This is a genomic window from Calothrix anomala FACHB-343 (genome assembly GCF_014696435.1).
GTDB lineage: Bacteria > Cyanobacteriota > Cyanobacteriia > Cyanobacteriales > Nostocaceae > Aulosira > Aulosira anomala_A.
On record NZ_JACJQG010000037.1, the window covers coordinates 39,778 to 61,304 of the forward strand.

The following is a 21,527-nucleotide window of genomic DNA, read 5'->3' on the forward strand; positions in this document are numbered from 1 at the left end:
TAGCTAGATAACTGAATTTTTCGCCTATTCTCCATAGACTGAAGCGCGATCGCTCTTTCGTTACACTTTACGTTAAGTAAATTAGTATACATAAAAATGCTATTAGGCTCGTCCTCTTAGCGATAGAAACTTTCTCTGAGCATGAGAAAACCCTCTTGCTAGACTCAGAAGAATATGCGATACTTCTTATCCAGGGCTAAAATACAGTATGTCTATCGGCTTACCGTAGTTTACAGGTATAAGACTTATGCAGCTATTATCGTCCATTACCACCGAAAATTATAGATATTGTTTAGTAGAATTTATGACTAATAAATATTGCTGTATCGACTGTAACAGTAATTATAAATAGATTGTGAAATATTACATAAAAGTTTGTCAACCGTTAATACTCAACAGGCAAAACTGATACTTTTCCCAACCTTAATAGTATTGGGATAAAACTAATCGATCAAAGTACTAGTAATCAAGTTTATACCTCCGTTCCTGTGTAGCAGATGGATATTTATATTCATCTGCTACCTTTCTCAAAAATGGACTCAGCTATTTCTGAAAATTGAATTTAATTAAGTCAGTAAAAAGGGAGCATCCCAAATGTGCAAAAACGCCCTCACCCTATAAGGGTGGGGCTAGAAATACCAAGCCTGCCTTCGCAGGCTATCAAACTTTTAGCCTGCGAAGGCAGGCTTTGTTGGTATAGCAATACCCTTCTAGGGTATTGCGTCAAAATTGGGATGCTACCAGTAAAAATGCTTCTTACCTCTTATTTATGGGTATTATCTTTTTACTTTTTACTTTTTACTTTTTACTTATTAAAGAAGTCCTATGTTTATTGTTCAAAGGAGAATGATATGACAAAAGAATCAGATTTTCTGGCGGAATTATGCGATTTTTCTATTATATCCGCGTAGTTCTTACTACGGACAATTTCAGCCAGAGTATGTAGTTTTTAATGCCAATCTCCAAGAATTTTCGCAGCGAGTAAGTTATATTTGCGATTTGCAAACAGGTGGTAAAATTTCTCCAGAAGAAGCTTACAAACAAATTCATGTACTCTGGAAACAATTAAAACGAGCTAAAAAAGAATTACATATTAAGTAGACGCGATCGCTTTGAGGAAGATTTATGGCGATACTCAAACTAGAAAATGGCACTGAATACCAGAATTTACCAGAAATTACCAGAGAATTGGCAGCTTTGAATATTCAACTCAATTATTGGGATATAGGAAGCGATCGCCAATTACATCAATTATTAGCCCAAGATAGCCTCAACGAAGCCGAGAAAGAACAAGTACTGCAAGCATTAGATGGCTATTTTCAGCAATTGCAACAAACAGCCGGCTATCAATCGCGAGATTTGATTGTACTACATCCCGGAATTGCCAACTTAGATGAGTTACTAGTTAAATTTGCATCAATTCACACCCACGCTGATGATGAAGTGCGCTACATCATCGATGGCGAAGCAGTTTTTGGCTTTGTCCGTCCTGATGGTAGCCAAGTAGAATTAACAGTGCAACCACAAGAATATATCAACGTCCCCGCCAATACCGAACATTGGTTTCATCTGACGCCAGCCAAGCGAGTCAAAGCCGTGCGTTATTTTATTAGCACGGAAGGCTGGGTTCCTGAGTATACAGCCAAAGAAATTCGCATTCCCCAAGCTGTAGGCTGAAATAAGAAAAACAATCGAGACTGGGAGGATAAAAATTGAGGCGAATTGTCTTTTGCGACTTTGACGGGACGATTACAACCGAAGAAACCTTTGTTGCAGTTTTAAAAAAGTTTGCACCAGAACTATCAGCAAAATTACTGCCCCAAATGTATGCCAGAGAACTGACACTGCGACAGGGAGTCAGACAAATTCTCGAATCAATTCCCGCTTCACGCTACAACGAAATTTTGGAATTTACCCAAACCCAACCAATTCGCCCCGGATTTGTCCAATTACTCGATTTTCTGGAATTTCAGGGAGTACCGTTAGTGGTAATTTCTGGTGGGTTGCGAGGAATGGTAGAAACTGTTCTCGATAGATTAGTGGAACGAGTTCATGGGATCTATGCGGTGGATGTAGATACTAATGGTTCCCACTTAAAAGTTATTTCCCCCTATGAGGGAGGTACAGAACTAGTTGCCAAAGTCGAAATCATGTCTAAATACCCAGCTTATCAAAAGATTGCGATCGGTGATTCCTTAACCGATTTAAATATGGGATTGCAAGCTTCTGTGATCTTCGCACGCGATCGCCTAGCCGAATATTTAGATGAGCAAAAAAAACCCTACATTCCTTGGGATAATTTCTCGCAAATTCGCGAACATCTAGTGAAAATGTGGAAATGACAACCCCCAACCGCACAGATCCGCGCTTGGAACTCATCAACACCGCCCGCAGCTTTTATCAAAAAGGTTGGATGGTAGGAACAGCCGGAAATCTTTCCATCCGCCTAGCCGATGGTAGCTTTTGGATTACAGCTAGCGGTCGTTCTAAAGGCGAATTATTACTGAGTGACTTTGTTTGCATTGATGCCAGTGGCAAAGTCCAAGCATCATCAATTGATGTCAAACCTTCCGCCGAAACTGCGATTCATCAAATACTTTATACCCTCTTCCCAGAAGCACAAGCTTGTTACCATATACACTCAGTTGAGTCTAATTTAGTTACCAACTTTACCCCAGAAGATGACCTTCCCTTACCACCTTTAGAAATGCTCAAAGGCTTAGGAGTTTACGCAGATAATCCCAGTTGTGTAATCCCCATCTTCGCCAATCATTTGCAAGTTTCCCGCATCGCAGCAGAAATTCAACAGCGCTTTACCAATACCTCAGCACAAATCCCTGCCCTCCTCATCCGCAATCATGGTGTCACAGTTTGGGCATCTTCCCCCACAGCAGCCCGTAATTATATCGAAATCATAGAATACATATTCCGCTACATGGTTGGTGCTCGCAGTCTGGGAATTTAGCAGGAAAGGAAAGGCTGTGATTTAGGGAGCATCCCAAATGTGCAAAAACGCCCTCACCCTATAAGGGTGGGGCTAGAAATACCAAGCCTGCCTTCGCAGGCTAAAAGTTTGATAGCCTGCGAAGGCAGGCTTTGTTGGTATAGCAATACCCTTCTAGGGTATTGCGTCAAAATTGGGATACTCCCGTGATTTATACCGCCTTTCCCTCTTCATATCACTACTTTTTCTCAACTCTATTCCACTCAACCTGAGTAGATTCAACGCTAGAAGTGGGAATAATCACATCTTTTCGCTTGGGTACTTGAACTCTCGTCCCAGGTCGTACCACATTACCATTAACGATGCTGTTTCCTCCCACGGTTGTGCCTTTGGTGGTGTAACCTGTTGCCAAAGCAGGTAAGATACTATTCCCTTTTTTGGCAATTTCGTTCACAACCATTAACTCCGCAGGAGAAGCTTCTCGTGGTGTTCCTACAAAAGGCTGCGACAAGTCACTATCTACCACGCCAATCAAACGATTTTGGTAAGTGAAAGCATATCCAATTTGCTGTAAAGAAGAAAGAGCCATTCCTTTTTCCTGAGCAATCCTTTTCGCTTCTTCCTCTAAGTTGAAAGTCTTGTCTCGTTCTTCAGCTTGTAGAAGATTACGAATCTCTTCAAAAGCTTGTTTAGGTTCCCGGTCAGCTGCAATTTTTTGGGCTTGTTCCAAGGCTTGAGGAGATATAGGCTTACGGACAAAGAGGATCTTGTCGGAGACACCTTCTACTTCCACAGCATCAACTACCAGCTTTTCAACAACCTGCGCTTTCTTTCCTGTCCAACGTTCAGATTGGAGGCGATATCTTTCTGGATTAGCATTGGGAGGAGTTAACCCAGCCTTTCTAACCTCAGCGGCAGATGGATTAGCGCCAATGAGGGTAACAAGGTATTGAGTCACTTTAACCACGTTAGAAGAGGCGCTAATCCGTTTGATTTCACAAGGATTTCCCAGGAAGTCTAAATTCCAGACCCCTCTTAGACCCCATTCCGAGTCTTGGTTAGAGCCAACAGTATAGTCTCCAACTACACTGACATTAGAAGCACAAGATACAGCCAGCGCCATTCCTCCAGAAATTCTTGCTGCTTGTCCTTGTGAAGTCTTTGCCAGGGAGTACAAGCGTTGAGCAGCTTCTGCTTGAGCAAATACAGAGACTTTTTCGCCAACTGGACGTTGAACTCCTCCGATAATTCCTACGTTTCCAAAAGCAGTCTGAGAAACTTCATCTCCGCCGGTGTTACCAAAACCAACGACGTTACTATAAACCCCGATATAGCTGTTGTGGCGAACAGACTTTCCAGGCGCATTAAATACAACTCCAGTAGTCACACCTCCTACTCCAATTGCTTTAGATGGTGCTACAGGATTGTATGTAGCTTGTCCAAAGAGGAAGGTATTTTTAGATAAGCGATAGCTCACAGTACCTTCAACTCCCGCACTTGCGAAGGTACCACCTCCAGCAAACACGGAACCAGAAACATTTGTATGTCCTACTTTTACCCTTCTGATTCCAGTAAGTTGTATGGAAATAGGAACTAGATTTCCAACGTTTTTACCTTTAGTTTCTACTGGCGTTTCTGGATTGGGTTGAGGGTTTGGTTGGGGATTACCTTGAGGATTATTGGGATTGGGTTGTGCATTTGGATTGGGGTTCGGATTAGACTCAGGATTGGGATTGGGTTTTGGATTAGATTCCAGATTGGGATTGGGGTTCGGATTAGACTCAGGATTGGGATTAGGTTTTGGATTGGACTCAGGATTGGGGTTAGGTTTCGGATTGGACTCAGGATTGGGGTTAGGTTTCGGATTGGACTCAGGATTGGGGTTAGGTTTCGGATTGGACTCAGGATTGGGGTTAGGTTTCGGATTGGATTCCGGATTGGGATTAGGTTTTGGATTGGGGTTAGGTTTTGGATGAGATTCCGGATTGGGATTGGGTTGGGGTTTTGGATTGGGGTTAGGTTTTGGATGAGATTCCGGATTGGGATTGGGTTGGGGTTTTGGTTGGGGATTGTGTTGGGGATTATGTTGGGGATTATGTTGTGGTTTTGGCTGGGGATGTGCGAATGCAGATTGCGTCACCAAAATTAACAACAGATTAGATAATGCAACAGAAGCTTTATGAATCATCAGATTCTCTCCTCACTTGTGTAGATTTAAAACTCTCTGTTTTCATGGTTTGAGTTAGCAGATATCAGAAACAACCACCCAAACTAGCTCATAATGACAAATGCCAAAAAGGCTATGAAAATCACTTGATTGGGAGCAAATGATGGGTAAATTGTCTCTTGCAAGCCGTAATATATGCATTGACTACCTATTCCAAAATTACAAAATTTGAAAATTCTATTTTTTGTCTAGAAAATAGGATAAAATATGCCCAAATTATGATTGGCAACTTAATCGAAGATGCAAAAGCAACCTTTACAAAAGCTGCAAAGGTTTTACTATAAATTTCTCAACCAGCCTATGTACTTAGTTAATAAAAAACATGAAGGATTTCAACTCTGAATTTTTATGAGATACCGTCTCAAAGTTGATAAAATTACTCAAACTACAAACTAATCTTGTAGTTAGCTCTAGCACTACGATAATATTTTGAGAAAATTAAACACCTTATTTCATCAAAAAGGTGTTTTCAGCTATTTACTGGCGTCAAAAAATCAAAATAAGGACTGATTGCAGATTATGACTATCCTTGGTAATTTCAAGTATTTTATATAATAACAATCAATGCCACTATTTTGAATCTCTCAATTCGACTAATTGTCAAAATTACCTCACAATATGTAGACTTATTTACCCTGATTTCTTTTTTGGAGACTCGAAAACATCAGATAACTTTTGTACCTGATGACATAGTTCAATAGCCTGTTTTACAAGCTGCTATAAAAGCCTGTATTTCAGACTGCTTGAAAATATTTATTAATTTCCAAAAAATAGGCTGGAAACCTTACAAAATAAGATTTTGAGCGAATAATATCGATGGCAACTATTTACTGAGAAAATTAACGCTCAAATACTTACCCTATATACATCTGAGAGTTTTAATCTTGCTTTTATCCGTTCACAGCAATCGGAACTAACTAAAAACTGTGAATCTCTTGAACTTTGGCTGATGCACTCAAAAACAAAATTCATATTTGTTAGTGGAAATGCTTATAGATATTCTTTTACCATATACTTATCTGGTTTTTATATAAGTTACACACATATTCATCTGGCATATATAGGGTTGACATAATATTCTATATGTGTATTTGGCTCGCTATGAAAAGATTGCTTATTCAGGAAACCTTCATTTATGGCTGAAAGTTGTGGCAACTGCAAGCATTTTCAGCTTGACAACTCAAGTCAGGGTATGAAGTCATGCTAAATTATTTAAAATATATTTAGTTTGGTTTAATAGAAAATAGATTATTCAATAACAGTATTTTTTTGTTTAAAAATCTATTAAAAGGTGTTGCTGAAAAATAAGCGATCGCATTTAACATGCTATTTATTTGTGAAGCTGCACAAAACTAGATTTTTATTTAACGCAAAGGTACGCTAAGGTTAACGCAAAGGTACGCAGAGTTTTTTTCAGTTCTATATCTTCCAAGATAATTATGTGTATCTTCATATAGGACTAGTATTTGATTTCTGAAATTATTTGCGTAGGGAGGGAACAGGGAACAGAGAACAGGGAAGAAGGAATCAAAGTATACTGAGTTTTTTTCAAAAATAAAATATGAATCCTATATTAAATTGGTATTAGTTGAAATAAAATCTTTCTATTAACTGTTGCAACAATTAAAAAATGACAAACCAAACCATTCGCGTTGTAGCCCGTGTTGTGGCTTTACCCGATAAAATAGAAGCACTCAAAGCAGTTTTGTTGGAATTAATTGAACCAACCCGACAGGAAACAGGTGCTATCACCTATGAACTTTTACAAAATCAGCACGATCCCACAGATTTTACTTTTGTTGAAGAATGGACTTCTAACGAGGCATTAAATAATCATTTAGATTCACCCCATCTCCAAGAAGCAGCAGCCAAATTAGAAGGTTTAGTAGCTAATGCACCAGATATTCGCCGTTATTATCTTGTGGCTTAAGTAAATCGGCGCGATTAAATATAACTTGTCATTGGTCATTTTCTAGAGACGCGATTAATCGCGTCTGTACAAGTTTCAGTTGTCTTCCTTATCTTCCTTGTCTCTCACCCTCCTTCGCTAAATTCTCCGGTAATTAATAGCCAAATTCGAGAAGGGAAGTAGCCTTGTACGGGATTTTTCTGAATTGATTTTGCTAGAATTGCGCCCAATAAACCACGACGTACTTCTGAATCTGTGACGCCGGAAATGCTTCGTGCTCTAGAAAAATTAATAATGGCTGTATCGTAATCATCCCGATTAGCAGCAGCTTGAATTGCAATTCGCATCAATCGGGCATATTCTGCACCATAGCTGGGGTTAATCCACAAGCCATTGGGAATGCAATCTCCGGAGAAGACATTACCTGCTTTACCTGTGATTTGGCTGACGCATTTTGTCTTATCTTGAGCAGCGACATCTGGTAGATTTATTACTGTGAAAGTGGTAATAGTCGCTGCTCCTACTATTACTAAACCCTGATTAAGATAGTCATTTGTCATTTGTCATTTGTCATTGGTAAGCATTTCTAGTTTATTTACCATTTATTTATTGATTTTTGTTTATTTACACCTACTTACAACAATTCATATCATATTTGTGATGTGTTCATATATTTTTAGAGGGCACGGCAATGCCATGCCCCTACTGATTTGTAATAAGTGGGAATAGGGTATAAAGAAAAACCAATGCCCAATTCCCTATGCCCAATGCCCGAAGCGGCGGGGCGACTAATCCCAAATATCCATGAGAAAATAAAGCTTCCCGCCGCTTTCAATTAACTGCGTTTTTGCGCTGTCGGTTGAGAACCTGCAGTTACAATGACTACATTCTCTGGTTTAATTAACTCCTGAATGACTTTTTGCACATCTGCCATAGTTACAGACTCAATTTGGCGGGGAAATTCTTGGATTTCTTGAGGTGAAAGTCCGTAGACATCATTATCCAAAATAATGCTGGCGACAGCACTAGGATTAGCTAAATCTACGGGGTAGCTGTTGCTAATTGAGCGTTTGGCGGTGTTCAATTCTGCTTGAGTTATGCCTTGTTCCCGCAGCTGTTTGAGTAAGGCTAGGGTACTAGCGATCGCTTTTTCTGCATCTTGGGGATCTGTCTGCATTTGAATCAAGAAGGGGCCGGGGTTAACTCCTGCAGCAAAGCCGCTGTAAATACCATAAGTTAAACCTTGGCGATCGCGTACTTCTGTACCTAAACGACTAGATAAGGTATCGCCACCCAAAATTTGATTCAGGACTAAAGCTGCATAGTAACGCGGATCTTTGCGGGAGATGCCATTATAACCAAGGTAAGTGACAGCTTCGGCTTTACCAGGAATTACTTTATTCAAGCGTGTCAAAGTTGCGGGTAACTCTACAGGTGGTAAATTCAGTTGCGGTGATTTACCTTGGGCTTGCCATTTACCGAAACTTTGATTCAGCAAGGCTTTGACCTTTGCTGGCTCAAAATCGCCTACTAAAGCGATCGTTGTTGTATCTGGGCGGTAATGTTCCCGATAGAAGCGCAGCACATCATCGCGAGTAATATTGTTTAAGCTTTCGATGGTAGCAAAGCTATGGAACGGATGATTTTCTGGGTAAATTACTTGTTGAAAGGCTCTTCTTCCTAAAGATTGGGGATCGTCAAGTTGGACTTTTAAGCTAGTTAACACCCGTTGACGAGTCAATTCTAACTGGTCGGCGGGGAAGGTAGCATTTTGTGTCACATCTGCTAAAGTTTGAATTAATATTGGCAGATCTGCTGATAGTCCTTGAGCGCCAATATTGACGCCTTCGCGACTAGCGGAAAATTCCAGACTTGCGCCTCTATCTTCTAAAGTTTCCGCCAAAGTCAAAGCATCTTGAGTTTTCGTCCCATTCATTAAGTTGTTAGCTGTAAGATTTGCTAACCCAGCTTTTTGATTACCATCAAACACAGTCCCCGCGTCAATTTGTCCGCTTAAATTAATTGTCGGTACACTGCGATCGCGTAACAGCAAGACTCGTAAACCATTAGCTAAAGTAAACTGTTCTGGTAGCGCTTGTTGGCTATTGCTAGTACTAGAAGTAGCAGGAGGTAAATATTTAGCTAATTCGGCTGGATCTACAGGTTGACCAGGGCTAAAATTTTCACTAGTGCGGCTAGAACCACCGCTAGCATCCGCTTGTTCGCCATTTGCTTGGCTTGGTTCAAAGAAGCCGATGGTTTGTTTGGCTGGATTGAGGTAAGTTTTTGCAACTCGCTGTACATCTTGAGGGGTAACTTTAGCGATCGCAGCTAAATATTTTTCGACAAAATGATAATCTTCCGCGATCGTTTGGTTATACCCTAATTGGTTGGCTTGACTGGTGATATCCTGGTTACCCAAAATAAATGAAGCTTGGAGTTGGGTTTTAGCGCGGTTTAATTCCTCTGTCGTTACTGGCTGTTGTTGCAGTTTCACCAAAGATTGTTGCATTACTTGGGCAATTTTGCCTAATTCTTGACCTGGAGCTGCTGTAGCATTCAGTTCATACCAACCCGGCTCTATTAATTCTGCGGCGCTACCACTTACAGCGCTAGCCAGTCCAGATTCTACCAAATCCTGATAAAGGCGAGAACTACGTCCACCAGTTAAAATCATATCCATGACATCAATTGCGGGAACATCAGGATGTTTTAAATCTGGTAGCGGATAAACAGCTTGCAGTAATGCTGCACTTCCTGCTTCTTTCAAGACAATTGGCGTTTTTTGTGCGGGGACAGCACTCACGGCTTTCTTAGGTTCCTGTATTCCTAAGTTTTTGTTGGCTCTTGGCGTTACTTTACCAAAAGTTTCTTTAACAGCCTTGATTGTTGGTTCTGTGGTAAAATCCCCTGTAATTACCAATGTGGCATTTTCTGGGCTGTAGTACCTTTGGTAATAATTACGTACCTGGTCTACCGTGAATTTCTCCACATCAGCTTTTGTTCCGCCGACAGGTAAACCATAAGCACGGTTAGGAAAAGCCGCTTGCATCACTGCTCGGTTTAAACGATAGCTCGGTGAGTTTTCATACCCTTGTAACTCGGATATAACTACCCGTTTTTCACTAGTTAGTTGCTCAGTGCCAATCAAGGAATTTTTCATGCGATCGGCTTCTAAGGTCAGTAATGCTTCTAGTTTATCTCGGCGCACTGTGCCAAAGTATACAGTTTCATCATAGCTAGTAAAAGCATTAAATTGACTGCCTAAAGCACTAAATAACCGCCCAAACTGCACCGGACGCTCTTGTGTACCCTTAAACATTAAATGTTCTAATTGGTGAGAAATGCCACTTTCTCCCTTACCTTCATTACGAGAGCCTACTTTATACCATACCTGCACGCTAACTACAGGCGCTGTATGTATTTCTTTCGTTAGTACAGTTAAGCCATTGTCTAACACCGTCTTTTTCACGCCTTGGGACAGGGAGAGAGTAGATACAGGTGCTACTGCTGGAGGTGTTGCAGCATTGGTGAGATGACCAGAAACCGGCACAGTACTAAGCAGTAGACTGAGTAATAACCCTATTAGCATGTATGAGCGTAGCTTCATAAACATCAAAAATGGAAATTCTCAATTTAACTGAGAATAAAAATAAATGGTAGCAATTTGAAGCTTGGGAGAGGGAAGGGGGTAAGCCGATAATTAGTATTATTCTTTTTTGACTGCTTACTTAAGTAAATACACTGCCAATGCAGATATTGTTCCTTAACAACACATCATCGCGGGCACTGTGAGAAAATAATTTTGTTGTCCTATCAGGAATGCGATCGCCTAAGAATTATGATTTCTACCATCAAGCGCCGCTACACGTTGGATGAATATCGCGCCATCGAAGAAAAATTGTAGAACTAAAAGGGCAAATAGCTTTCTGATTTCAGTAGTTAATCAGTGATACTACTTTTTCTGCTTGTATCAAAAGCTATTGTAATTTTGCAAAAATTCTCTCATGCCGATCAATAGGGAAATTTTTTAAGGTAAAGAAGATTAAGCGTACTTTAACTGGCTAAATAGTTTCCTTAAGGTAATTTCCTATGCCCATCATTTTTCCTTTTGTCATTCAGGCCGTTTTACCTGCTTTAAGTACTATTTTTGCTCTTTTAGTACCTGTATTGGCTGCTGTTATCAATTTCACATTGACTCGTATCCCTAAAATTCCTTCCTATATTCGCCTTATAAAAATTTTGTATTGTGATATAAATTCATCTGCCAAAGAGCGCAAAATCATTACCGGAGGACTCTTAGTAATTGGTAGTATTTTGACGTTTATGGCTTATTCTTTGATACCTTGGACTGGAGTTCCTTTAATTGGTGCTGTTACTAGTCCCATTGCAGCTGCTATTGCGCTTGTTGTTGCCCTAGTGGTTTTAGACACTATTTTTGAGATTAACAAAGGTTATTATCTTGAACGGCTCAAAAAAGAAAATTTTGCTGGACTAGATGAAATAGAAGCTGATATCAGAAATTTAAAAAGAATTTTTGGTAGTTCGTGGCAGAAAGTTGTCACTACCATTAATGATGCTAGCCATAAAATATATGAAGAAGGTAGTAAAAGCGGCATTTCTTTTAGCGATCAAGGTTATCAAAACTATCTTGACCATGAATTAGAAGGATTGAATGTATATGTTGCTAAAAGCTCAATTGAAAATTATCAAAATCTAAATGCAGATTTATTAAAGCAAAATAACAGCGATAGTTGGTTAAAAGATGCACTGTCTTTTAGTACAAGTGCATCTGTAGGGACATTGGCTGGTGTTGGAACTTCAGCCGTTGCCTCATCATTATTTGTGCCAGCTAGTATTTGGACAACTGTTCAAGGCTTTTTTGGAATATCTACAGGTATAGTTGTTAGTGCATCAACATACTCATTGCTAACGCTCGCTGCTCCTGTTGGATTGGGAGTATTGGCAACTGTGGGAATTTATAGCGGTTTGATGAATTGGAGCAATAAAGAAGAAGCCGCCAAAATGAGTAAATTTTTGTCAGAAATTATTATTGCTGCTTTACCTATGGCTTGGATAGATGGTGAATTAGCTCAACAGGAGGAAGATGCCATAGATGGGTTGATAACTACCTCAGGAATCAGGCAGCAAGAACAATCTCTGGTTTGGAAAGCTATAAAAGAACGCAAAACTTTTGACCAAATTATCCAAACAAGTATTCTTTTCGACAATGAACATAGGGAAAAAACTTGTAGCCAAAGCAATAACGAGCGGCTGAAACATCGCCTAATGTTGTGTGCTGCTTGGGAAATTGCTATTTCTGATGGAAAAATTGAGGTATCAGAATTGCAACTTCATAACCGCATGGCAGATAAGCTGGGTATTTCGCGTGAAGAAGTCCAAGAAATTCGTCGGGTTATCAATCTTAAACACAAAGGTGAGCTTTTACAAGTAACAGAAGTATTACAGCCAACCGGTTCTAAGACCAAGTTATTAAGAGGTGTTCGCGAACAATATCGCCTACGACCAGCGCCTGATGATCTTTAGTCATACTATGCAGTCTAATTCCCTATCTTTATTACCTTAATTCATTAGCAAAATTAAGCACAGCCATCCCTTAAGTAAATGGCGATCGCCCAAGTTCACTGGCATCTTGTTTACAGGAGTTGCTTGGTATGATGACCAACTGAAACCTCACTCTAAACTTGCAAAGCGTGAAGTGAGACGTTGGATTAGTCGAGTTGGTCATCAAGGTATGTTTGTGCTGTTAAAACGGATGAAATAAGGTGAGAGTGTTGATGATGCTTACAAGTCAATGTACGAGCAAATCAAGCAGTAACAGCTTCTAAAATTGCTCCCTGCATTCTCCCCAAAGCATCAATTAAGCTTTGCAATTGTAAATCGGCTTTCATCACAGCTAAACCCCGCACTGTCACCTTCCCAGGTGAGTAGACAAACCGGGTTTTGAGATGATCTGGTAAGTTCGCCGCCAGTAAATTCCAAGCAGGTTCTTCCATTGGCGTTTCTAAAATTACGTGCTGTTTGTTTTCTGGTTTAATGCGGCTAAATCCTAATTTCTTGGCTAGCTGCTTCAGTTCCATAACGCGCAATAATTGACTGGCTGGAACTGGAATTGCACCATAGCGATCGCTCCATTCTCCCGCAATTTGTGTTAATTCTTCTTTCGATTTAGCCGCCGCTACTGCACGATATGCACTCATCTTCTGATCGACATCGGTAATATAATCGGCGGGAATAAATGCTGTCAGGTTGAGGTCAATTTGTGTATCGTCAACTTGGGGAATTTCCTGTCCGCGAATTTCGCGAATCGATTCTTCTAGCATTTGCATATATAAATCAAAGCCGATCGCATCCATTTGACCGGATTGTTCTGCACCTAGCAAGTTACCTACACCCCGAATTTCCATGTCGCGCATGGCTAATTGATACCCAGATCCCAATTGGGTAAATTCCTGAATCGCTCGTAATCTCTGCCTTGCCGCTTCCGATAATGTGCGTTGTTGGGGGTAAAATAACCAAGCGTGAGCTTGAATTCCTGCCCGTCCTACCCGACCGCGTAATTGGTATAATTGCGATAACCCAAAGCGGTGGGCATCTTCAATTAAGATGGTGTTAACTCTGGGAATATCTAAGCCAGATTCAATAATTGTCGTACAAACTAAAATATCTGCATCACCATTGTTAAAGGTGAGCATGGTTGATTCTAGCTGTCCTTCGTCCATTTGACCGTGAGCTACAGCAAATCTGGCTGAGGGTATGATCTCTCGCAATTTTGTGGTTGTCTCTTCAATTCCTTCTACTCTGGGAACTACGTAAAATACCTGACCACCTCTGTCTAATTCTTGACGAATAGCTGTGCGGATGGTTTCATAATTCATCTGGGCGAGGTGCGTTTTAATCGGTCGTCGGGATGGGGGTGGTGTGGTAATTAAGCTCATTTCCCGAATCCCCGACAAAGACATGTATAAGGTACGGGGAATGGGTGTAGCAGAAAGTGTCAGCACATCTACCTGGGTTTTCAGGCTTTTAATTTTCTCTTTTTGGTTGACGCCAAAGCGTTGTTCTTCGTCAACTACCAACAATCCCAAATCGCGGAAGGTGATACCTTTACCTAAAAGTTGATGGGTACCCACGACTACATCTAATTCCCCCGTTGATAACCGCTTTTGAATTTCTCGCCGTTCTTCAGCAGTGCGGAAGCGGTTGAGTAAACCGACATTAACCGGATAAGGTGCAAAGCGTTCTTTAAGGGTGTGGTAATGTTGCTGGGTAAGGATGGTGGTAGGTGCAAGTAAGGCGACTTGTTTACCTGCGGTGACAGCTTTGAAAATGGCGCGAATGGCGACTTCTGTTTTCCCGAAACCGACATCACCACAAACTAAGCGATCCATTGGGCGATCGCTTTCCATATCTCTTTTCACATCTTGGGTAGCTTTAAGCTGGTCTGTGGTAGGTTGATAAGGGAAAGAATCTTCCATTTCCTCTTGCCAAGGCATATCTTGAGGATAATTAAAGCCTTGTTGTTGCGATCGCGCTGCGTATAATTTCAGCAAGTCTACCGCTAATTTCTTAATCGCTTTGCGGACTTTATTCTTGGTATTCTCCCAAGCTTTACCCGTCATTTTATGCAGTTCTGGCGCTTTATCGGCGGTAGTCCTAAACCGCGATAAAGAACCAACTTGATCGGCGGCGACTCTCAGCAAACCGTCAGCATATTGCACGACAATATAATCGCGGGTTTCATCGTTAATAGTCAGACTTTCTAACTTGACGAATTTCCCGATTCCGTGACTTCTGTGAACTACATAATCTCCCTGACGCAGCTTATTTGGATCTACTTGCTTGGAAGCAGCTTGACGACGCTTGCGGATATAGCTGGGAGTCGCTAAAGAATGCTGTCCGTAAAATTCCCTATCTGTAACTACTACCAAGCGGAATGTCGGGAGAATAAAACCTTCTAATTCCGCCAACCCAGAATATTTCAGCGCTACAGGGATGTGGTTAATTTGTAGCTTTTCAATCGCTAGGTAATCGCGGGGATTGGGGATAAACTGCGCCGGACAGTCATGTTCTTGGAGTAGGGAAACAGAACGGGAAGGTTGCGCCGAAATTAACCAAGTCGAGAAATTGCGATCGCGTTCTTGGCGTAATGTGTCAGCTAATTTCGCAAATTGATGTGGTGTAACGGGAACCGGTCTACTAGCGAGATTAATTCCGGTATTTTCTTCTGCTAGTTCCGACAAATATATTTGTTTAAACTTCGCCGCAACAGCTAAACAATCATCAAAAGACCGATGGATTTTTGGTAATTGTAAAGCACCAAGCCCAATTTCCCCAGTTCCTAAAGACCATTGTTCCTCAGCATTTTCTACCCAGCGATCGCTATGGGCGTGACATTGTTCTGGTTCATCAATGGCAACTAAAGTATTTTCGCTCAAATAGTCTAAAAGTGAAGCAGGTTGCGCAAAAGCTAACCCCAAAAAGCGACGACTACCTTCAAGTTTATCGGTGTCAAATTCCGACTCCGCACTCAGTACTGTTACTTCAGGAATATTCTTCAATTCAGCGCTGACAATCGCCGCAAAACTAGTCGGAGTGAGAATAATTTGGTTAACTTTATCTAGCGCCGAACGTTGGGTTGCGGGGTCAAATTCCCGAATTTGCTCAATTTCATCGCCAAACCATTCCAAGCGCACAGGTAACTCTGACGCTACAGGAAAAATATCAACAATATCCCCCCGACGACTCCATTGTCCTTCTGTTTCTACTAAGGGGACTCGTTCATAACCCAAAGTAGTAATTTTCGTACTGAAGGTATTTAAATCAAATTCCATCCCCTTCTTTAACGTCAAGCAAAAAGGAATGAAAGCCTCAGGCGGTGGTAAATGGGGTTGTAATGCCCCTGTAGTCGCCACAATGGCAATTTTTGACTGTTGACCGTTGACTGTTGACTGTTGACCGTTGACTGTTGACTGTTGACCGTTGACCGTTGACTGTTGACTATTAGACTCTTGAATTTTGACCAAATCAGCCAAAACCTGCATTTGACCCCAAGTCATTTCCGTTTCTGGATCAAAGGGTTCATAAGGCGACGCTTCCGAAGTCGGGTAGAAATAGACATTCTTCCAACCCATCGCTTCTAATTGTGCATAGGCGCGTCCGGCTTCCTCCAAAGTGGCACAAACCACAAATAAATTATTTTCCGAACTTTGCGCCAGTGCAGAAGCGACCAAACCCTTAGGAAGGCGAGGAATACCATTTAACCGTAAATCTTGTTGACGATTAAGTTTAGAAAGTAGTTCAGTAGTTAAAGGCGATCGCGCTAAAGCACGCACAATAGAAGAAAATGCCATAAATTTTAATGTAAATGCAAGTCGTTGTGAGGAAGCTGATGTCACTTATTTTAAATACTGTTAACAGCCCCCTGAACTTTTGGATCAAAGAATTTGACAAGGGAGGACGGTTGACTGTTGACTGTTGACTGTTGACTGTTGACTGTTGACCAATGACTATTGACTATTAACCCATGCCCTATGCCCAATGCCCCATGCCCATTACTTAGGACTTTATGTACAATTAAAGCGTTTATAGATGCACCTTTAATACTAGATACTAGGAATTAAGCTAAGTTCGCTCTTGATAGCGGCAAATATAAAGATGTCCTCCATGACTTTTGAAATTTTAATCATTTTGGTATTAATTATTGCCAATGGGGTGTTTTCTATGTCCGAGATGGCGATTGTCTCGGCACGGAAGGTAAGATTACAACAAATGGCTAATCAAGGAGACCTGAAAGCCAGAGAAGCGTTAAAGCTGGCTGAATCTCCGAATCAACTTTTTTCTACTATACAAATTGGTATTACCCTGATTGGAATTCTGACTGGTGCTTTTGGTGGCGCGACAATTGCTGAGAAATTAGCGGTTTATGTAAGGTCAGTACCGTTTTTAGCACCTTATAGTCAACCATTCTCCTTTGGGCTAGTGGTTTTAATCATCACCTATTTGTCCCTGATTGTAGGCGAATTAGTCCCCAAGCGATTGGCTTTAAACAACCCGGAAGGGATTGCAGCTTTTGTGGCGATTCCTATGCAAGCTGTAGCAGCGATCGCATCTCCCGCAGTTTTTCTTTTAAGTGCTTCTACGGAAATGGTTTTGCGTGTGTTAGGAATTAGACCGTCAACAGAACCGCAAGTTACGGAAGAAGAAATCAAAATTTTAATTGAGCAAGGCACAGAAGCGGGAACCTTTGAGGAAGCCGAACAGGATATGGTAGAGCGAGTTTTTCGCTTAGGCGATCGCCCTGTCAGCGCTTTTATGACACCCCGTCCGGATATTGTCTGGCTCGATTTGGAAGACAGCGCCGAAGAAAACCGCCAAAAAATGGTGGACAGCGCCTATTCCCGCTACCCAGTCTGTCAAGAAGGACTGGATAACGTCTTAGGTGTGATTCCCGTGACAGATTTATTAGCCAGAAGTTTTAGAGGTGAATCTTTAGATTTAACTGTAGGCTTGCGACAACCAGTATTTGTCCCCGAAAGTACCCGTGGCTTAAAAGTTTTAGAGTTATTTAAGCAAACTGTAACGCACATGGCGCTGGTAGTTGATGAATATGGAGTCATTCAAGGACTAGTTACCCTCAATGATATTATGAGCGAAATTGTGGGTGATGTGCCAGCCGACCCAGGACAAGACCAACCCCAAGCCGTACAGAGAGAAGATGGTTCTTGGCTATTAGATGGCATGTTACCTGTAGAAGAATTTTTAGAAATCTTTGACATGGAAGAATGGGAATCTGAAGAACACGGTAGCTATCAAACCTTAGGCGGCTTTGTCATCACACACTTAGGACGCATCCCCGCCGCCGCCGATCATTTTGAATGGGAAGGAATGCGCATCGAAGTCATGGATATGGACGGTAATCGAGTCGATAAAGTATTGGTAATTCCCAAACCCAATAAATCGGCAGGGTAGGGGATTGGGCATTGGGCATTGGGCAAAAATCAAATAGAATTCTTAATTTTGAATTTTGAATTTTGAATTTTGAATTGTTTGTCCCCCTGCTCCCTGCTCCCTGCCCCCCTGCCTCATCCCCCTAACTCTGAGACAACCGCTTCACCTCTTCCCCCAGCAAAAGCTGATGTGCTTGCGTCAGTATTTGGGGGATTTTATTTGCATGGGGACTAGCAGCTAAACATGTGCTTAAGTCTAATTCCCAAATGCGATCGCTTTTATTACCAGGAAACCAGTGACTAGCATTACCTAAAAGGTTGTAGCGCATTTTGGCGTAGTCTATCATGTCGTAGGCGATCGCTAAATTCCACAGCCACAAAATCACTGGAATATTCACTTCCCCTGGTGTTTGTTCCCAACTGGGTAAATTCACTCGCCAGGTTTTCGCCCAGTCTTCTCCTAAAGTAGCGATCGCTTCTTGTTCTAACCTAGCCAAAATTGGCGGTAAAATTTCATCTGCCCGATCTAGCAAATCCAAAGTTTTGATATGTTCGTCAAAATCTTGGGGATTTGCTGCGCCTATACTCAAAGTATGCACTTGGGGATGACTCAGGCAAAATAAATTGTTAAATACCATTGGGCTTAAAGGCGCACACAAATTCACTAATTTTTCTGGTGCTTCATACAGCATTCCGCCTTTATTCGATGGACTAATAATAAACACGCCCATATCATGCTGTGTAGCGGCGGTAATTGCTGGCCAGTTCCATTGATTAATGTAATACCAATGCAGGTTAACATAATCAAACAAATTGGTATTAATAGCTTGCACGATTGTATCTGTAGATCCGTGGGTAGAAAAGCCAATAAATCTCACTTTCCCTTCAGCTTGTAACTGTTGTGCCACTTCTACACAACCACCAGGACGGATACTGTAATCTAAACTCTCGTCATGATTAACGCCATGTAGCCCTAGTAAATCTACGTAATCTAACTGGAGATAATTAAGCGATCGCTCAAATGTCTCGCGAAATTCTTGCGGATCTGCAACCGGGCTAACTTTAGTTTGCACAATCAACTTTTCCCGGGGGAATTTCGGTAATATTTGCCCTAATTGCATTTCTGAAGTGCCATAACCACGCGCCGTCTCAATGTGATTAATACCTAATTCAATCGCCCGCCGAATAGTTGCTTCTAAATTCTCCTGATTATCTTGGAGAATCTCATCAGGGGAAACATCCTGCCATTTGAACTGATATCTCATCCCGCCACAGGAAAACACTGGCATTTGTAATTCTGTGCGTCCAAATCTTCTGTATAGCATTAATAGACTTTAAATTAGTTCTGAAGTTAAAATCTCAATTTTTAAATTTAGCGCATCAACCAGAACTAACAGTTCACAATGCCATGATTCTTGATTCCCTAGTACAGTATGAGAAATTCAATTAGGTAGCAATTAATACCAATTAGAAAAAAGAATGCGACAGATTGTAGGGGTACTGGCACTGCCATGCCCTCTAGAATATTTTGATGTGTCGCAAACATTATTGGAAACGGTATTAATTAAATATGAGTCTTCTTAAATACAGAAAGAGACCGTAATTTACAGTCTCTTAAAAGTTTTTTATCTTACACTAGACTAGATTAATTAAGTAAATTTGCAGAAATTAAACCACATCTATTTTGAGAACCATAGTTTTAAAAGTAGTGGGAGCATCTTGCTCCCTGGGCTTCTTAGCGGGCAAGACTTCGGCGTGAGCGCTCAGTCGAACGCTACCCGCACTACTCCAGGTTTCAAAATGGACGAGGTTTAGCGTTTATTATTTGCTTACCTCCAAAATTCTTGCCTGTGGCAATAAATACGTAACTTCACAAAGAATTGCTATTATCCCCAAACACCAGAATTGATGTTACAAACTAGCCAAATTCGGGAACAGACTAGTAGTTTGCTGTGTCACTGTTGTCACTGAGGGTAAAAATCTTTCTTCTAATAATTGACTAAAATTATTGACATCTTGTTGCCAATTCTGCATTATTTGCTTGAGGTTTTGCAGTTTCTCACTCTCCGAATTAGCAGATAAAGGATAGTTGTAGTTACCAGAAAAGACTACTGCTGATTCTGTTTTATCAGGATATTGAATTTTGGCTTGATTGATACCTAAAATTAGCTGACTTTGCTTGAAGGTATAAGCTAACTGTAGCCCAACTTGCATAGGTTCTTCACCAAATTCTTGCCATGAACCAGGAGAAAGCAGATGTTGACAGAGGTATTGATGGCTTTGTTGATCTGAGCCAAACATAAACAATCCTACAGGATTAATACCCACACTTTGATAATCAACTTTAGGTAACTTGTCTACTAACTGACAAGCAATTTGCGCAACTTGAATTTCCTGTAATTCTCTAGTTCCAATAGCCTCAGTAATCACAATGCGGTTAGGTTGCGCCACAATTGATAGCCCATTGCTAAATATCATCTGGGCAATACCATTGGCGTATACTGGAGGTCTCCCCAATTCCCAATCACCAGGAATCACCCCGGTATATTTCAAAAAGTCAGGATTAAGAACTGTGGGATTAAGATTTTTAGCAGCAATTGCGATCGCTAATTCTTGAAGAAACAAATTTTTGCTCATAAATTTCTTTGTAGGTTCTACGTTTCAATATTTTTGGCATGAAAAATGACGCTATCTTGCGTTGTCGCACTTTGGTAGCGCGATGATTTAGCAAAATAACCAGAACAACACTGTTTTAAAGCTAAGGAATCTGTATTAGGTTGGTTTCAGCAAATATTTCAGCCGTTTTCGGTTGTAGAATGTACAATATGATTCTGGTAGATTATCCCAATACTAATGAGTTAGAGCAACCACTTTCATCAAATATTTATGATATCCGCTAAATCTGCAAGGAATATGTAAAATTTACATGAGCCAGAAACCTCAGCTATTTCCCAGATATGACAAATTCCCCTATCTGTTTAAGACTTAGGACTTACGCAAAATCATGAGAAAACGAACCACGAAGTACGCAAAGAACACGTAGACACGAAGTGGCTTCCCAAAGGGTAGTAAAAAGGGTTTGAGAGAGTTATCGCATAAGTCCTAAGATTATCAGCCTGTAACCAATAACCATTTGATAAAACAAGTTAAAAATTTAGCTACTTAAATCAGAAAACTATAAGATTCACAATGAAGTCTTGTATTAGGACATACATCTAAATGTCTAGAGGTGCTCATGCCAGAGAAATTTCATAATTATTTAATTATTGACTCAGTTCATATCGAACAATCTACGCATAATTCAGTATATATTAATACGTTTATTTGGCTCGATATCATTATTATTCACGTTTTATTATTTGTAGCATTTAATGCTTATCATAAATATCGCGCTACCATACTCCGCCAAAAAGTAGCCACCTTAGAAAAACTGTGGCTTTTAGAAATTAATAAGAAAAAAGCTTGAATAAGTAGAAA

14 protein-coding genes and 1 pseudogene are annotated in these 21,527 nt (G+C 40.8%); 9 read left to right on the plus strand and 6 right to left on the minus strand.

Annotated features, from left to right (window positions below):
* Positions 1–851 precede the first annotated feature (851 nt).
* The 4 genes and pseudogenes from H6G08_RS37600 to mtnB all read left to right on the plus strand — a co-directional run bounded on the left by H6G08_RS37600 (position 852) and on the right by mtnB (position 2,965).
* A pseudogene (locus tag H6G08_RS37600) lies at positions 852–1,101 on the plus strand (DUF7219 family protein).
* A gap of 24 nt (positions 1,102–1,125) precedes the next feature.
* Positions 1,126–1,677 (plus strand): 1,2-dihydroxy-3-keto-5-methylthiopentene dioxygenase, encoded by a 552-nt coding sequence (locus H6G08_RS20780; RefSeq protein WP_190546323.1) that lies wholly within the window; start codon positions 1,126–1,128, stop codon positions 1,675–1,677.
* A 35-nt stretch (positions 1,678–1,712) separates the two neighbouring features.
* The gene (locus H6G08_RS20785; RefSeq protein WP_190546325.1) at positions 1,713–2,342 is read left to right on the plus strand and encodes an HAD-IB family phosphatase; all 630 of its coding nucleotides are present in this window, start codon (positions 1,713–1,715) and stop codon (positions 2,340–2,342) included.
* The gene (gene mtnB, locus H6G08_RS20790) at positions 2,339–2,965 is read left to right on the plus strand and encodes a methylthioribulose 1-phosphate dehydratase (RefSeq protein WP_190546327.1); all 627 of its coding nucleotides are present in this window, start codon (positions 2,339–2,341) and stop codon (positions 2,963–2,965) included. The genes H6G08_RS20785 and mtnB overlap by 4 nt, the downstream gene beginning before the upstream one ends.
* A 217-nt stretch (positions 2,966–3,182) precedes the next feature.
* Here the strand turns inward: mtnB and H6G08_RS20795 are convergent, their stop codons facing one another.
* On the minus strand, positions 3,183–5,132 hold the full coding sequence (locus H6G08_RS20795; RefSeq protein ID WP_190546329.1) for a hypothetical protein: 1,950 nt from the start codon (positions 5,130–5,132) through the stop codon (positions 3,183–3,185).
* A gap of 1,669 nt (positions 5,133–6,801) precedes the next feature.
* On the opposite strand from H6G08_RS20795, the gene H6G08_RS20800 reads away from it, so the two are divergent.
* Positions 6,802–7,101: a putative quinol monooxygenase gene (locus H6G08_RS20800; protein ID WP_190546331.1), complete on the plus strand. Its 300-nt coding sequence runs from the start codon at positions 6,802–6,804 to the stop codon at positions 7,099–7,101.
* 104 nt (positions 7,102–7,205) lie between these two features.
* On the opposite strand, the gene H6G08_RS20805 is transcribed toward H6G08_RS20800, so the two are convergent.
* Both H6G08_RS20805 and H6G08_RS20810 read right to left on the minus strand, forming a co-directional pair.
* Positions 7,206–7,640, minus strand: a complete 435-nt coding sequence (locus H6G08_RS20805; RefSeq protein WP_190546333.1) for a hypothetical protein — start codon at positions 7,638–7,640, stop codon at positions 7,206–7,208.
* Positions 7,641–7,915: 275 nt separating this feature from the next.
* On the minus strand, positions 7,916–10,672 hold the full coding sequence (locus tag H6G08_RS20810) for a M16 family metallopeptidase (protein WP_390625769.1): 2,757 nt from the start codon (positions 10,670–10,672) through the stop codon (positions 7,916–7,918).
* Between the two features lie 500 nt (positions 10,673–11,172).
* Here H6G08_RS20810 and H6G08_RS20820 point away from each other — a divergent pair, with 500 nt between their 5' ends.
* Complete coding sequence (locus H6G08_RS20820) at positions 11,173–12,627, plus strand: tellurite resistance TerB family protein (protein ID WP_190546337.1); 1,455 nt, start codon at positions 11,173–11,175, stop codon at positions 12,625–12,627.
* Between the two features lie 106 nt (positions 12,628–12,733).
* Positions 12,734–12,865 carry a hypothetical protein gene (locus tag H6G08_RS38245; protein ID WP_277877845.1) on the plus strand — a complete coding sequence of 44 codons (132 nt, stop codon included), beginning with the start codon at positions 12,734–12,736 and terminating at the stop codon, positions 12,863–12,865.
* A 43-nt stretch (positions 12,866–12,908) separates the two neighbouring features.
* On the opposite strand, the gene mfd is transcribed toward H6G08_RS38245, so the two are convergent.
* Positions 12,909–16,454 carry a transcription-repair coupling factor gene (mfd, locus tag H6G08_RS20825; protein WP_190546338.1) on the minus strand — a complete coding sequence of 1,182 codons (3,546 nt, stop codon included), beginning with the start codon at positions 16,452–16,454 and terminating at the stop codon, positions 12,909–12,911.
* A gap of 304 nt (positions 16,455–16,758) precedes the next feature.
* On the opposite strand from mfd, the gene H6G08_RS20830 reads away from it, so the two are divergent.
* The gene (locus H6G08_RS20830; protein WP_190546340.1) at positions 16,759–18,072 is read left to right on the plus strand and encodes a hemolysin family protein; all 1,314 of its coding nucleotides are present in this window, start codon (positions 16,759–16,761) and stop codon (positions 18,070–18,072) included.
* 121 nt (positions 18,073–18,193) lie between these two features.
* On the opposite strand, the gene H6G08_RS20835 is transcribed toward H6G08_RS20830, so the two are convergent.
* Complete coding sequence (locus tag H6G08_RS20835; RefSeq protein WP_190546343.1) at positions 18,194–19,375, minus strand: aldo/keto reductase; 1,182 nt, start codon at positions 19,373–19,375, stop codon at positions 18,194–18,196.
* 586 nt (positions 19,376–19,961) lie between these two features.
* A complete protein-coding gene (locus H6G08_RS20840; RefSeq protein ID WP_190546345.1) occupies positions 19,962–20,687 on the minus strand; it encodes a hypothetical protein in 726 nt (241 codons plus the stop codon).
* A 598-nt stretch (positions 20,688–21,285) separates the two neighbouring features.
* Between H6G08_RS20840 and H6G08_RS20845 the strand changes: the two genes are divergently transcribed.
* Complete coding sequence (locus H6G08_RS20845; protein ID WP_199322676.1) at positions 21,286–21,516, plus strand: hypothetical protein; 231 nt, start codon at positions 21,286–21,288, stop codon at positions 21,514–21,516.
* Positions 21,517–21,527 lie beyond the last annotated feature (11 nt).

What these genes read in the sequence shown, in the direction of transcription:
- H6G08_RS20780 (WP_190546323.1), top strand. Translation starts at nt 1,126, where the DNA reads ATGGCGATACTCAAACTAGAAAATGGCACTGAATACCAGAATTTACCA.
- mtnB (WP_190546327.1), top strand. Translation starts at nt 2,339, where the DNA reads ATGACAACCCCCAACCGCACAGATCCGCGCTTGGAACTCATCAACACC.
- H6G08_RS20795 (WP_190546329.1), bottom strand. Translation starts at nt 5,132, where the DNA reads ATGATTCATAAAGCTTCTGTTGCATTATCTAATCTGTTGTTAATTTTG.
- H6G08_RS20800 (WP_190546331.1), top strand. Translation starts at nt 6,802, where the DNA reads ATGACAAACCAAACCATTCGCGTTGTAGCCCGTGTTGTGGCTTTACCC.
- H6G08_RS20805 (WP_190546333.1), bottom strand. Translation starts at nt 7,640, where the DNA reads ATGACAAATGACTATCTTAATCAGGGTTTAGTAATAGTAGGAGCAGCG.
- H6G08_RS20810 (WP_390625769.1), bottom strand. Translation starts at nt 10,672, where the DNA reads ATGCTAATAGGGTTATTACTCAGTCTACTGCTTAGTACTGTGCCGGTT.
- H6G08_RS20820 (WP_190546337.1), top strand. Translation starts at nt 11,173, where the DNA reads ATGCCCATCATTTTTCCTTTTGTCATTCAGGCCGTTTTACCTGCTTTA.
- mfd (WP_190546338.1), bottom strand. Translation starts at nt 16,454, where the DNA reads ATGGCATTTTCTTCTATTGTGCGTGCTTTAGCGCGATCGCCTTTAACT.
- H6G08_RS20830 (WP_190546340.1), top strand. Translation starts at nt 16,759, where the DNA reads ATGTCCTCCATGACTTTTGAAATTTTAATCATTTTGGTATTAATTATT.
- H6G08_RS20835 (WP_190546343.1), bottom strand. Translation starts at nt 19,375, where the DNA reads ATGCTATACAGAAGATTTGGACGCACAGAATTACAAATGCCAGTGTTT.
- H6G08_RS20840 (WP_190546345.1), bottom strand. Translation starts at nt 20,687, where the DNA reads ATGAGCAAAAATTTGTTTCTTCAAGAATTAGCGATCGCAATTGCTGCT.
- H6G08_RS20845 (WP_199322676.1), top strand. Translation starts at nt 21,286, where the DNA reads ATGCCAGAGAAATTTCATAATTATTTAATTATTGACTCAGTTCATATC.